Raw genomic sequence first — 12,816 nt, forward strand, 5'->3', positions numbered from 1 at the left:
CCAAATTGAAGATTAAACGATTTTTTGCCAAAGACATGCGTTCTGCACTGCTCCAAGTAAAAGGGGAGTTGGGTGAGGATGCGGTGATCATGTCGAATAAAAAAGTCGCAGGTGGTGTTGAAATAGTGGCCGCTACGGATAGTGAAGGCGCAACCAATAGTTCGGCAACAAATGGATATGGCTCAAATCCTCGCCATACGCCTCGCCAAGCTCCAGCCTCCTTGCCTACGCCGTCAAAACGCGAACTTGACGATGACCGAGTGACTTTGCAGACCCATGCTGATTCTGGCCGCTCAATGACCAAACGGTTTGCGAGCATGCTAAAGCAATACAGCACAAGCAAACCAGAGCAAGATGAGCGGGAAGAAGAAATGTCAGACTCGTTGTCTGCATTGCTTCAACGTCAATCATCTCGTTCGAATTCGGACAATGTGCAGGTCAAAGAAGACTCTCCACTGGCACGTTTGATCTCTGAAGACCGAAGAATTGAGCGACCTGAAGCCCGTTTGGACCCAACGCGATTCGAGCGAGGGCGCCAAAATGAAGCGGCGCTATCCAGTGAAGACTTGGAAGACATGAAAGAAGAGATGATGTCGATAAGACGTCTACTTGAGCATCAGGTCTCTGGTCTTATGTGGCAGGAAGTCGAGCGACGTGAGCCTCTACGAGCGATGTTAATTAAGCGCCTAGAACGAATGGGTGTCTCGTCAGATTTGGCCGATCAGCTTGCTTGTTACATACCTGAAGATACGCCACCCACCAAAGCCTGGAAAGCGCTTTTAGGGTTAGTGTCGGATCAAATCCCTATTTCTAAACAAGATATTTTAAAGCGTGGTGGCGTGGTTGCGCTACTTGGTCCGACTGGCGTTGGTAAAACGACAACCGTTGCTAAGCTAGCCGCGCGTGCTGCGATGGAATGGGGGTCAGACAACGTGGCTTTAGTAACAACGGATACCTACCGTATTGGCGCACATGAACAACTGGCCATTTATGGACGTATTATGGGCTGCCCGGTAAAAGTTGCTAAAGATTCTAAAGAGTTGGCCGATGTAATCTACCAGTTGCGAAATCGTCGCCTGATATTAGTAGACACGGCAGGAATGGGGCAACGAGATGTCAGATTATCAGAGCAACTGGATACCTTAATGCACGAAAGCGGTGAGTTGATTCACAGCTACCTTGTGCTTCCTGCAACAGCCCAACGAAAAGTACTGCAGGAAACCATTGATCACTTTAAACGCATCCCGCTTTCGGGATGCATTATGACAAAGCTAGATGAGTCATTGAGTCTCGGTGAATTTGTAAGCGTGGTGGTTCAGAATGCACTGCCTGTTGCGTATATCGCGAATGGACAGCGTGTTCCTGAAGACATTGTGATTGCGCAGCCTAAATACATGGTAGCCAAAGCAAACGAATTACTTGAGAAGTCTACAGACGATGAGCCTCATTACTGGAACAGTGAAGTGGAAAAGTTCTAGGCGGCGGACGATGATGACAAATAATATGATACAAGACCAAGCAAGCGGTCTGCGCCGCTTAACAAAACCTTCTCTAACTAAGGTTATCTCTGTTACTGGCGGCAAAGGTGGCGTGGGTAAATCCAACGTAACATTAGGCATGGCGATTAGTATGGCGCGCCAGGGCAAAAAAGTTATGGTGCTTGATGCAGACTTAGGTCTCGCCAACGTTGATGTGATGCTCGGGATAAGACCTAAACGTAATCTAGGGCATGTGCTCGCTGGTGAGTGTGAATTAAAAGACGCCATTGTCGAAGGCCCTCATGGCATAAAAATCATTCCGGCAACGTCAGGTACTCAGTCAATGACTGAATTATCACATGCTCAACACATCGGACTTATTCGTGCTTTTGGCAGCCTTGAAGACGAAATGGACGTGTTGCTGATTGATACCGCAGCGGGTATCTCAGACATGGTGGTGAGCTTCTCGCGTGCCGCACAAGATGTTGTTGTTGTGGTCTGTGATGAACCTACATCAATAACTGATGCGTACGCATTGATTAAACTACTGAGTAAAGACCACCATGTTCAGCGCTTTAAAATCGTCGCGAATATGGTGAGAAGTTATCGTGAAGGTCGAGAATTATTCGCAAAGTTGACGTTGGTCACAGAGCGATTCTTGAATGTGAGCCTTGAGCTCGTAGCATGTATCCCATTAGATGATAAAGTTCGACAAGCAGTAAAGAAACAGAAGATCGTTGTGGATGCTTTCCCTCGCTCACCGGCCGCTTTAGCGATTGGCTCATTAGCAAATAAAGCACTCACTTGGCCAATACCAAACACACCAAGTGGACATCTTGAGTTTTTTGTCGAACGGCTACTGAACAGAACTGAACCGCTAGAGGAACCATTTGGTGAATAAGGCGCTGACCTATGACCAGTACGCAAACCAGAACAGTCAACGAGCTTTTTTAGAAAAGTACTCGGTGCTTGTGAAGCGTATTGCTCATCATTTGCTTGGGCGTTTGCCTCCGAGTGTTCAGGTAGAAGACCTTATTCAAGCGGGTATGATTGGCTTGCTTGAAGCGCAGAAAAACTACGATGGCAGTAAAGGCGCAAGTTTCGAAACGTACGCTGGTATCCGCATTCGTGGTGCAATGCTGGATGATATCCGTCGGGGAGACTGGGTTCCACGTTCTGTGCATAAACAGAATCGCGAGATTAACCAAGCGATTTCTGAGCTTGAAGGTCAGCTTAATCGAGACCCAACAGATGCAGAAGTCGCCCAGTACTTAGGTACTACATTAGATCAGTATCACTCGGCACTGACAGACATCAACTGTTCGCGCTTGGTCGGAATAGAAGACCTTGGTGTTTCTGAAGATGTGATAAGCCCTGAAGATAATGATGAAGCAAACACGCCTTTCCAAGGTGTGGCTGATGAATCTTTCCGTAAAGCATTGATTGAATCAATAGAATCTTTACCAGAGCGAGAAGCTCTAGTACTTTCGCTTTACTATGACGAAGAGTTAAACTTAAAAGAAATCGGTGAAGTTATCGGGGTAAGCGAGTCACGCGTTAGTCAGATACTTAGCCAATCTATGCAACGTTTACGCACAAAGTTAAGTGTGTGGACAAACAATGAGTAAAACACTGATATCGAACTCAGTGGAGGCAATTTTGAATAAAAACATGAAGATCCTTATTGTTGATGACTTTTCAACAATGCGCCGTATTGTTAAAAACCTGCTTCGCGACTTGGGTTTTAATAACACCCAAGAAGCCGACGATGGTTTAACGGCGTTGCCAATGTTAAAGAAAGGTGAGTTCGACTTTGTTGTAACCGACTGGAATATGCCAGGCATGCAAGGTATCGACCTTCTTAGACATATTCGTTCAGACGATCAATTAAAACACCTGCCAGTACTGATGATTACAGCGGAAGCAAAGCGCGAGCAAATCATCGAAGCGGCACAAGCAGGTGTCAATGGTTACATTGTTAAGCCATTTACAGCGGCTACGCTGAAAGAAAAACTAGATAAGATTTTCGAACGTCTATAAGTCAATAACTCACGGTGCAAAGGCCAAATCAGAATGATTTCATTAGATCAGGCGAAACAACTCGTAGAGCTATTAGAAAACGGTCAACAGCAAGAAGCTAACGTACTTGTTAAAGACCTATATGAACGAACATCGACACCTGTTTTACAAGAAATAGGGGAGTTGACTCGAGACCTCCACGAAGCCATTAATCAGTTCAGTACGGACGCTCGAATGAGCGAAATCGCCAATGACGAAATCCCGGATGCAAGGGATCGCCTTCAGTACGTCATTGACAAGACTGAGGTTGCTGCAAATAAAACGATGGATGCAGTTGATCGCTGTATGCCAATAGCAGACAACTTACATGAAGGTCTACTCCAAGTGCGTCCTCAATGGAATGAACTGATGCATGGAAGAATCGATCTAGCAGAGTTTAAAGCATTGTGTCATCGCATTGACGATCTGCTAGGTCAGGTAGAGGGCAATAGCTCAGAATTACGAGGGCAACTAACCGAGATTCTGATGGCTCAAGACTTTCAAGATTTGACTGGTCAGATTATTCGCCGAGTGATTACTTTGGTAAACGAAGTTGAAGGCAGATTAGTAGAAATACTGACTGCATTTGGCAACGGACAGTTAGAAAACAGCACAGATAACAAGAAAAAAGCATCGAGTGACCCAGAGGGTCCAATACTCAATCCTCGTGAAAGGGATGATGCTGTTTCATCACAAGACGAAGTTGACGACTTGCTCTCGAGTCTTGGGTTTTAGAGGTAATATATGAGCTACGATTTAGACGAAGATATCCTTCAGGACTTTTTGGTTGAAGCTGGTGAAATACTGGAGCTTCTCTCGGAGCAGTTGGTCGAGCTAGAGAACAATCCAGAAGACAAAGATTTATTAAACGCTATTTTCCGTGGTTTCCACACTGTAAAAGGTGGGGCTGGCTTCCTGTCGCTCGCTGAGCTGGTGGATACATGTCATGGTGCTGAAAACGTGTTTGACACGCTTCGCAACGGCCAGCGCCAGGTGAATGCGAGTTTAATGGATACCATGTTAAGAGCTTTGGATACGGTAAACGAACAGTTCCAAGCCGTCCAAGATCGTGAACCATTGATCCCTGCTGAACAGTCATTGTTGGATGAATTACATCGTCTAAGTAAGCCTGCTTCTGAAGATGAGCAAGATGTGACCGAACCTCAGGATGAACAACCTGAGGTTGAGGCGCCAAAGGTTGAGGAACCAGTCGTTGCCCCAGAGCCTGTAAACAATGTGTCTGCAAATTCTATTGACGAGATCACGCAAGATGAGTTTGAAAAGCTACTGGATGAACTGCACGGAAAAGGCAGCGCTCCAGGTAATGCGTCCTCGGCACCAGCTCCGGTTGAAGAAAGCCAGCCTAGTAGTGAAGCTACTGGCGATATTACCGATGATGAGTTTGAAAAGTTGTTAGACGAGTTACATGGCGTTGGTAAAGCTCCGGGTGAATCTTCGAATATCGCACCAACCTCTCCACCACCAGAGCCTTCGGTGTCGAACGATGCAGTGGGTGATGACGACTTAATGACTGATGCAGAGTTTGAAAAGCTATTAGATGAGCTGCACGGCGCAGGCAAAGGGCCTTCAGTGGAAGAGCTAGAGTTAGCAACTAAACCTGTTGCTGCAAACCCAAAAGCTGAGACATCTCCTGCTGTAGAACCCGCTCACACAGCTCCTAAACCTGCGGAGAAAGCACAGCCGACAGCGGCTGCTAAGAAAGAGGCTGCGCAAGCGAAAAAACCTCAAGCTGAAGCAACGGTACGTGTTGATACTTCGACGCTGGATACCATTATGAATATGGTCGGTGAGCTTGTATTGGTACGTAACCGTTTATTGAGCCTTGGGCTGAACAGTGCCGATGAGGAAATGTCCAAAGCGGTTGCCAACCTTGATGTCGTAACAGCCGACTTGCAAGGCGCTGTTATGAAAACGCGCATGCAACCGATTAAGAAAGTATTTGGCCGTTTTCCACGTGTTGTTCGCGATCTAGCACGTACATTAAAGAAAGACATCACATTAGAAATGCGTGGTGAAGAGACGGATCTGGATAAGAACTTGGTTGAGGCTTTGGCTGATCCTTTGATTCACTTGGTACGCAACTCTGTCGATCACGGTATTGAAATGCCAGACGCTCGTGTGGCTGCAGGTAAAGCAAGAACAGGTAAAGTGATCCTTTCTGCATCTCAGGAAGGGGATCATATTGAACTGGCTATCGTTGATGATGGTAGTGGTATGGATCCTGATAAGCTCCGTGGTATCGCAGTAAAACGCGGCCTTATGGATGAAGACGCGGCATCTCGCCTAACCAATAAAGAGTGTTTTAACCTTATCTTTATGCCAGGTTTCTCCAGTAAGGAGAAAATCTCTGATATTTCAGGTCGTGGTGTAGGGATGGACGTTGTTAAGACGGCCATAAACACACTGAACGGCTCGATCGATATCGACTCAGAAATGGGCAAAGGTACGAAGATCACGATTAAGGTTCCTTTAACGCTTGCGATTCTTCCTACCTTGATGGTGGGGGTTGCAGGTCATCCGTTCGCGTTACCACTTGCAAGTGTGAATGAGATTTTCCATTTGGATCTCAGTCGTACCAATGTCGTTGATGGTCAGTTAACGATTATCGTTCGTGACAAGTCGATTCCATTATTCTATCTGCAAAATTGGCTTGCGCCTCACACAGGTAGGGCAGAGCAACGTACTGGCCACGGTCATGTTGTCATTGTGCAACTGGGTAGCCAGCGAGTTGGTTTTGTTGTGGATACTTTGATTGGTCAGGAAGAAGTGGTCATTAAACCGCTGGATCACTTGCTACAAGGTACTCCTGGCATGGCCGGGGCGACAATCACAAGTGACGGTCATATTGCTCTTATTTTGGATGTGCCTGATTTACTTAAGCAGTATGCTGCTGCTTCTCGAATCTAAATCGCAGGGTGTAGAAGGAAAGATATGGCGATTAAAGTATTGGTGGTAGACGATTCGAGTTTTTTCCGCCGCCGCGTAAGCGAAATTATTAACTCTGAAGCTCGCTTAGAGGTTGTGGATGTTGCGACAAACGGCAAAGAAGCCGTTGAAAAAGCGAACAGTATAAAACCAGACGTTATTACCATGGATATTGAAATGCCAGTGATGGACGGTATAACAGCCGTCCGTGAAATCATGGCAAAATGTCCAGTCCCAATTTTGATGTTTTCATCGCTAACTCATGATGGCGCGAAAGCGACTCTTGATGCATTGGAAGCGGGAGCTCTCGATTTCTTACCGAAGAAGTTTGAAGATATTGCACGAAATCGAGATGAAGCGGTAACTCTGCTACAACAACGAGTTATTCAGATAGCTTCTCGACGTGCATTTATGCGTCGAGCAAGGCCAGCAGCACCTGTAAGAACGCAGGTTACAGCATCAAGCACATCGACGCCTGCTAGACGAACTTCTCTTCAGTCCAGAACGGCAACGAGCCCAACTGCCAATCATTCAGCGCCGCCTGCGCGTTTTAGAGCGTCGGGGAAAAAATATCAGCTAACCGCGATCGGCACATCGACTGGTGGGCCAGTAGCCTTGCAGAAAATACTGACTAAATTACCGCCTAATTATCCGCATCCGATTGTTTTGATTCAGCACATGCCAGCGACGTTTACTGCGGCATTTGCGAGTCGACTTAATTCGCTATGTCGTATTCAAGTAAAAGAAGCCGCGGACGGCGACGCATTGAGACCAGGAGTGGCATACCTCGCGCCAGGTGGTAAGCAAATGATGATCGAAGGTCGTCCCGGGGCTGCAAAATTACGCATCCTAGACGGTGGCGATCGTATGAACTACAAACCTTGCGTTGATGTGACGTTTGGTAGTGCTGCGAAAGTGTATTCAGATCAAGTGCTATCCATGGTGTTGACGGGCATGGGAGCGGATGGCCGTGAAGGTGCCAGAATGCTAAAAAATGCAGGTTCAACCATTTGGGCTCAGGATGAAGACAGCTGCGTTGTATATGGTATGCCTCAAGCGGTTGCTAAAGCAGGGATATCTACAGAGGATTTGCCCCTTGATCGAATAGCGGATCGGATCTTGGTCGAAGTCGGGTTGGCATAGAGGTCTTTCATGATTGTATGGAGCATAGCCAACCAGAAAGGTGGTGTTGGCAAAACCACAACGACGATTACCCTTGCTGGCTTACTCAGTAAACAGGGCAAACGTGTCTTGCTTGTTGATACGGACCCGCATGCTTCACTGACTACCTATCTTGGCTATGACTCAGACGGTGTACCTGCGAGTTTGTTTGACCTGTTTCAGCTAAAAGAATTTACAGAACAGAGTGTTATGCCGTTGGTGATACATTCTGATATTGAAGGAATAGATATTATTCCTGCGCATATGTCTTTGGCTACCCTTGATCGAGTAATGGGTAACCGAAGCGGTATGGGGCTCATTTTGAAACGTGCTTTAGCGGCACTGAAGCACCGTTATGATTATGTGCTCATCGATTGTCCGCCAATTCTAGGCGTGATGATGGTCAATGCGCTTGCAGCAAGTGACCGCATATTAATTCCAGTGCAAACTGAGTTTTTAGCCATGAAAGGTCTAGAGCGCATGGTGCGTACACTCGCCATTATGCAGAAGTCTCGTGGTCAGTCTTTTAGCGTTACGATTGTTCCAACGATGTATGATAAAAGAACGCGTGCATCGTTGCAGACCTTACAACAATTAAAGAAAGACTACCCTGATCAAGTGTGGTCTTCTGCTGTGCCAATCGATACGAAGTTCCGTGATGCCAGTTTAAAGCATCTACCTGTCTCACATTTTGCAACAGGCAGTCGAGGTGTGTTTGCATACAAGCAATTGTTGATTTACCTAGAGAGGTTAGCGATTGATGCGTAGCCAGTCGACACTTTCTAGTGAGCAAGCATTAGATGATTATTTTTCAGCGTTGCTAGAAGACAGCGTGGAGCAAGAGCAGAAACTGGTTGTAGTTTCAGACTCGAATGAAACAATCGCTGGAGAGCCAGAGCCAGAGCCAGAGCCAGAGCCAGAGCCAGAGCCAGAGCCAGAGCCAGAGCCAGAGCCAGAGCCAGAGCCAGAGCCAGAGCCAGAGCGCATTGCTGATCTTACGGATTATACAATGCCAGTTGCTGATGTGGATGTGCCCAATCTCGAAGATGTGGAGCGCTTGCTAAAGCAGCTGGAATCAAGTAACCCAGTCGATGATTTAGATATTGATCATGTGCTTCAGCAGAACACTGAAACCATTGCTCAGGCAAAGCTAAAGCAGGTTACGGAAGAAATACAAGAGTGGGAGGTTGAACCTGCTCCAGTAGTTAATGAAACAATCACCGCTGAACCGAAGATTGAGCAGGAAGTGGTGAGTAGTGAGCCTCAAGCAGTTGAGGACATTGACATTGAGGCCTCGCCAGAAACTCTAGCGGGCAGCAACGAAAGTGAAGCATGGCAATCGCGCGCGCGCGACGTGCAGTTTCAGGTGCTTTATTTTGATGTAAACGGCGTGACCTTTGCAGTGCCTCTTGATGAATTAGGTGGTATCCACAGAATATCTGAACTGAGCCACTTAATTGGTCGGCCAGCTTGGTATTTAGGCTTGCAAAGTAGTCGTGAAGCCCAGTTAGACGTTGTTGATACAGCTAAATGGGTAATGCCTGAAAAGTTGCAAGATGATACATATAAAGAAGCTTACCAGTATATTGTGATGCTTGGTGAAAGCATGTGGGGATTAGCCTCTACTCAATTAATGGGGACGGAGTCTCTACAACCCGAAATGGTTCGCTGGCGAGAAACGGCGGGAAAACGTCCGTGGCTTGCTGGTATGGTCAAAGAAAAAATGTGTGCGTTGATCCATGTTGATGCGTTAATCTCGATGCTTGATGCAGGGCTTGATGTCAAAGCACTAAACAATTAGAACATTTATGCCGATTTAGGCTTAGAGAGGATTAGGTATGTCTCAAACTAATGAAGTAGAAGTAAGAAAAGATCAGTCTAATGACGAAGTGCTTCAGTGGGTGACGTTCCAACTAGAAGAAGAAACTTACGGCATCAATGTTATGCAAGTACGTGAGGTTCTACGTTACACTGAAATCGCTCCAGTACCAGGAGCTCCAGATTACGTACTTGGTATTATTAACCTACGTGGCAATGTCGTGACCGTTATCGATACGCGTTCACGCTTTGGTTTGATTGATGGCGAAACTACTGACAATACACGTATTATTGTGATTGAGTCAGAGCATCAAGTTATTGGTATTCTGGTAGACAGCGTTGCAGAAGTGGTTTATCTACGCTCATCTCAAATCGATACCACTCCAAGTGTTGGTACAGATGAAAGCGCGAAGTTTATTCAAGGCGTGAGCAACCGTGATGGTAAACTGCTTATTTTGGTTGATCTGAATAAACTACTAACAGATGACGAATGGGATGAGATGGCTCACCTATAATGGATTTTAGTTGGATCACTGATGACCCAATTCTTTTTGGGTCGTTAGCCTTTGTTGTTGGTTTGTTTGTTCTTGCGTTCATTCGCTTGAAACACGGGCAGGCGAAAGCTTTTGAACAGCTTCGACAGCAGAACCGCAGCTTGGACAAAGAGTTACAGAAAGCAAATAAGCAGTTGCTTGAAGTCCGTTCAGTTGTCGTAGGGTTAGGTCAAAGAGCCAGTGAACAGCAAGACATTATCAAGCATCTGAATGAAAGGATTACGGAGCTAGAGCAAACAGACAATGATGGTCGTTTGTATTCCAGAGCCAGTAAAATGGTGCAGTTAGGGGCAGATCTTAATGAACTCATTGAAGAGTGTGAGCTTCCTAAAGCGGAAGCTGAATTAATGATGTCCTTACAGAAAAAGATCACTGGAAAAGAAAAAATCCCACCGCTTGAAAGCAATCCAGATAATCAGAAATCTCTGGCTCGACAAAGACGTGTCAGACGATAATTAACTTTTATAAAGGTGCCTTAGGGCACCTTTTTTGTATCAAGTTGTAGCCATTTAGGGCTAGATAAGTCGCCATGTGCATAATTGTTAACAGATTCTTACGCAGTTTCGTGATTCGTATAGGTCTATAGCTGTGTTGTGCCGAAAAGGCTGTGGTAATATAGCGGCTCAAAATTATAGTAGTGATTGCACATGTTAGAAGTATCTCAACTTACCGCTATTCGAGATGAAAGAATTCTCTTTGAATCCCTCTCTTTTACCATAGGTTCTGGTGAGCTAGTCCAAATCGAGGGAAGAAATGGTACGGGGAAGACAACCTTGCTACGTATTGTGACGGGGCTAGGCGATAGAGATACCGGAGAAATTTTCTGGAATGGCGAAAATATTGAGTCGAACCGTGATGCATACCATGAAGACTTACTGTTTTTAGGCCATTCGACAGGCGTGAAGCGCGATCTAACAGCCTACGAGAACTTAAGGTTTTATCTCAGTGTGCATTCTAAGCAGTCGATGAGTAAGGAAGAGATCTATAGCGCGTTAGTTAAAGTTGGCTTAGCGGGACGTGAAGACGTTCCTGTCGCACAGTTGTCTGCCGGTCAGCAACGCCGTGTCGCGCTCGCAAGGCTTTGGCTCAGCCAACATAAACTGTGGATCCTCGATGAGCCCCTTACCGCTATCGATAAGCAGGGCGTCAAAGTCTTGGAGTCTCTCTTCCTCAGTCATGCAGAGAAAGGTGGCATTGTCGTGCTAACCACACACCAGGACATGTTCACAGATAACCCGAAACTTAGAAAAATAAAGCTGGGTAATTAATCATGTTAGGCACTATGAATAGCATTGTTCGCCGCGAACTACTTATCGCGTTTCGTCGTCAAGCCGATGTTTTTAACCCTTTGTGGTTCTTTATCATTGTTATTACGCTTTTCCCTTTAAGCATTGGTCCTGAGCCAAACCTGTTAGCTCGTATTGCAGCGGGCATTGTTTGGGTTGCGGCGTTACTTTCCGCGTTATTGTCTTTAGAGCGACTATTTAGGGACGACTTCCAAGATGGGTCATTGGAACAAATGATGCTGATGCCAGTCCCATTACCGATTGTCGTGATATCAAAAGTAATTGCCCATTGGTTGTTAACTGGTTTGCCTCTTATCGTAATCAGTCCACTGTTAGCGGTTCTATTATCACTTGATTTCAATACTTGGCTTTCCGTTGTGTTGACCTTGTTGGTTGGAACACCAACGCTCAGCTTCATTGGGGCTATCGGTGTTGCCTTAACGGTTGGCTTGCAAAAAGGTGGTGTGCTTTTAAGTTTATTAGTATTGCCACTCTATATTCCGATTTTGATTTTCGCCACATCTGCAATAGATGCAGCTTCGTTGGGCGTAGCGTACAACGGTCAATTGGCCATTTTGGGTGCAATGTTAATGGGAGCATTCACTCTGACACCTTTTGCTATTAGCGCGGCACTGAGAGTAAGTGTGAATTAATTGCGTTTGATCAAGCACGAAATTTTCCCTGTATATAAATTATAAAACTAAATATTGTCTTGTGATGTTTTCGAGCAAGACGAACTGAAGTAAGAGTGAGAACAAAACATGTGGAAATGGCTCCATCCCTATGCCAAGCCTGAGTCTACTTACCAGCTATGCGGTAAGCTTTTGCCTTGGTTTTCCATACTAGCCCTATTGTGCTTAGCTACTGGTAGTCTATGGGGGTTAGCATATGCGCCTGCTGATTACCAACAAGGAGATAGTTTCAGAATCATTTACATCCACGTGCCTGCTGCAATTTGGTCTATGGGCGCATACATGTCGATGGCGATCGCTGCTTTTATTGGTCTAGTCTGGCAAGTACGTCTATCAGATATGGCAGCATCCGCTATGGCTCCAATTGGCGCAGTCTACACCTTCATCGCACTTTTGACTGGCGCTATCTGGGGTAAACCAATGTGGGGAACTTGGTGGGTATGGGATGCCCGTTTAACTTCAGAACTCATTCTGCTATTCCTCTACCTTGGCGTTATCGCGCTTTATCATGCCTTTGATGATCAAAAGACCGCGGCAAAAGCTGCTGGTATTTTAGCGATAGTGGGCGTGGTTAACTTACCAATTATTCACTTTTCCGTAGAGTGGTGGAATACGCTTCATCAGGGAGCAACCATCACTAAATTTGCGAAGCCTTCGATTTCAAATGACATGTTGTGGCCATTGTTACTGAACATCTTTGGCTTTGCGTTTTTCTTCGGAGTCGTCACTATGGTGCGCTTACGTAACGAAATAATCAGTAAAGAGAGCCACCGTCCTTGGGTGCTTAAACTTGCTGAAGCTAAGTCTCAGAGAGGTAACTAAG

At 45.9% G+C, this 12,816-nt stretch carries 14 protein-coding genes; all 14 read left to right on the top strand.

Annotated features, from left to right (window positions below):
• The first annotated feature begins 5 nt into the window (after positions 1-5).
• The 14 genes from flhF (at position 6) to VNE01S_RS14610 (ending at position 12,815) form a co-directional block, all read left to right on the top strand.
• Positions 6-1,478, top strand: a complete 1,473-nt coding sequence (flhF, locus tag VNE01S_RS14545; RefSeq protein WP_053397045.1) for a flagellar biosynthesis GTPase FlhF — start codon at positions 6-8, stop codon at positions 1,476-1,478.
• A 13-nt stretch (positions 1,479-1,491) separates the two neighbouring features.
• Positions 1,492-2,379: a MinD/ParA family protein gene (locus tag VNE01S_RS14550; protein ID WP_053397052.1), complete on the top strand. Its 888-nt coding sequence runs from the start codon at positions 1,492-1,494 to the stop codon at positions 2,377-2,379.
• Positions 2,372-3,106, top strand: a complete 735-nt coding sequence (locus VNE01S_RS14555; RefSeq protein WP_053397046.1) for an RNA polymerase sigma factor FliA — start codon at positions 2,372-2,374, stop codon at positions 3,104-3,106. Before VNE01S_RS14550 ends, VNE01S_RS14555 begins: the two co-directional genes overlap by 8 nt.
• A 43-nt stretch (positions 3,107-3,149) precedes the next feature.
• Positions 3,150-3,518 carry a chemotaxis response regulator CheY gene (gene cheY, locus VNE01S_RS14560; protein WP_053397053.1) on the top strand — a complete coding sequence of 123 codons (369 nt, stop codon included), beginning with the start codon at positions 3,150-3,152 and terminating at the stop codon, positions 3,516-3,518.
• A 33-nt stretch (positions 3,519-3,551) separates the two neighbouring features.
• Positions 3,552-4,271 carry a protein phosphatase CheZ gene (locus VNE01S_RS14565; RefSeq protein ID WP_053397047.1) on the top strand — a complete coding sequence of 240 codons (720 nt, stop codon included), beginning with the start codon at positions 3,552-3,554 and terminating at the stop codon, positions 4,269-4,271.
• Positions 4,272-4,280: 9 nt separating this feature from the next.
• The gene (locus VNE01S_RS14570) at positions 4,281-6,464 is read left to right on the top strand and encodes a chemotaxis protein CheA (RefSeq protein ID WP_053397048.1); all 2,184 of its coding nucleotides are present in this window, start codon (positions 4,281-4,283) and stop codon (positions 6,462-6,464) included.
• A 24-nt stretch (positions 6,465-6,488) separates the two neighbouring features.
• Complete coding sequence (locus tag VNE01S_RS14575; RefSeq protein ID WP_053397049.1) at positions 6,489-7,625, top strand: protein-glutamate methylesterase/protein-glutamine glutaminase; 1,137 nt, start codon at positions 6,489-6,491, stop codon at positions 7,623-7,625.
• A gap of 9 nt (positions 7,626-7,634) precedes the next feature.
• Positions 7,635-8,411, top strand: coding sequence for a ParA family protein (locus VNE01S_RS14580; RefSeq protein ID WP_053397050.1), 777 nt, complete (start codon positions 7,635-7,637; stop codon positions 8,409-8,411).
• Entirely contained in the window at positions 8,404-9,444 is a 1,041-nt protein-coding gene (locus VNE01S_RS14585; RefSeq protein ID WP_061781651.1) for a chemotaxis protein CheW, read from the top strand. Before VNE01S_RS14580 ends, VNE01S_RS14585 begins: the two co-directional genes overlap by 8 nt.
• A 37-nt stretch (positions 9,445-9,481) precedes the next feature.
• Positions 9,482-9,976, top strand: a complete 495-nt coding sequence (locus tag VNE01S_RS14590; RefSeq protein WP_053393733.1) for a chemotaxis protein CheW — start codon at positions 9,482-9,484, stop codon at positions 9,974-9,976.
• Positions 9,976-10,470 (top strand): DUF2802 domain-containing protein, encoded by a 495-nt coding sequence (locus tag VNE01S_RS14595; RefSeq protein ID WP_053393734.1) that lies wholly within the window; start codon positions 9,976-9,978, stop codon positions 10,468-10,470. Before VNE01S_RS14590 ends, VNE01S_RS14595 begins: the two co-directional genes overlap by 1 nt.
• A gap of 192 nt (positions 10,471-10,662) precedes the next feature.
• A complete protein-coding gene (gene ccmA / locus VNE01S_RS14600) occupies positions 10,663-11,283 on the top strand; it encodes a cytochrome c biogenesis heme-transporting ATPase CcmA (protein ID WP_053393735.1) in 621 nt (206 codons plus the stop codon).
• Between the two features lie 2 nt (positions 11,284-11,285).
• Positions 11,286-11,954 (top strand): heme exporter protein CcmB, encoded by a 669-nt coding sequence (gene ccmB / locus VNE01S_RS14605; protein ID WP_053393736.1) that lies wholly within the window; start codon positions 11,286-11,288, stop codon positions 11,952-11,954.
• A gap of 108 nt (positions 11,955-12,062) precedes the next feature.
• Positions 12,063-12,815, top strand: coding sequence for a heme ABC transporter permease (locus VNE01S_RS14610; RefSeq protein ID WP_053393737.1), 753 nt, complete (start codon positions 12,063-12,065; stop codon positions 12,813-12,815).
• The last annotated feature ends 1 nt before the right edge of the window (position 12,816 follow it).

The sequence above is a fragment of the Vibrio nereis NBRC 15637 genome, from assembly GCF_001591105.1.
Taxonomy (GTDB): domain Bacteria; phylum Pseudomonadota; class Gammaproteobacteria; order Enterobacterales; family Vibrionaceae; genus Vibrio; species Vibrio nereis.

Bases quoted from the DNA above. Each gene is read 5' to 3' on its own strand.
- VNE01S_RS14550 (WP_053397052.1), top strand. From the start codon at position 1,492: ATGACAAATAATATGATACAAGACCAAGCAAGCGGTCTGCGCCGCTTA.
- cheY (WP_053397053.1), top strand. From the start codon at position 3,150: ATGAAGATCCTTATTGTTGATGACTTTTCAACAATGCGCCGTATTGTT.
- VNE01S_RS14565 (WP_053397047.1), top strand. From the start codon at position 3,552: ATGATTTCATTAGATCAGGCGAAACAACTCGTAGAGCTATTAGAAAAC.
- VNE01S_RS14570 (WP_053397048.1), top strand. From the start codon at position 4,281: ATGAGCTACGATTTAGACGAAGATATCCTTCAGGACTTTTTGGTTGAA.
- VNE01S_RS14575 (WP_053397049.1), top strand. From the start codon at position 6,489: ATGGCGATTAAAGTATTGGTGGTAGACGATTCGAGTTTTTTCCGCCGC.
- VNE01S_RS14580 (WP_053397050.1), top strand. From the start codon at position 7,635: ATGATTGTATGGAGCATAGCCAACCAGAAAGGTGGTGTTGGCAAAACC.
- VNE01S_RS14585 (WP_061781651.1), top strand. From the start codon at position 8,404: ATGCGTAGCCAGTCGACACTTTCTAGTGAGCAAGCATTAGATGATTAT.
- VNE01S_RS14590 (WP_053393733.1), top strand. From the start codon at position 9,482: ATGTCTCAAACTAATGAAGTAGAAGTAAGAAAAGATCAGTCTAATGAC.
- VNE01S_RS14595 (WP_053393734.1), top strand. From the start codon at position 9,976: ATGGATTTTAGTTGGATCACTGATGACCCAATTCTTTTTGGGTCGTTA.
- ccmA (WP_053393735.1), top strand. From the start codon at position 10,663: ATGTTAGAAGTATCTCAACTTACCGCTATTCGAGATGAAAGAATTCTC.
- ccmB (WP_053393736.1), top strand. From the start codon at position 11,286: ATGTTAGGCACTATGAATAGCATTGTTCGCCGCGAACTACTTATCGCG.
- VNE01S_RS14610 (WP_053393737.1), top strand. From the start codon at position 12,063: ATGTGGAAATGGCTCCATCCCTATGCCAAGCCTGAGTCTACTTACCAG.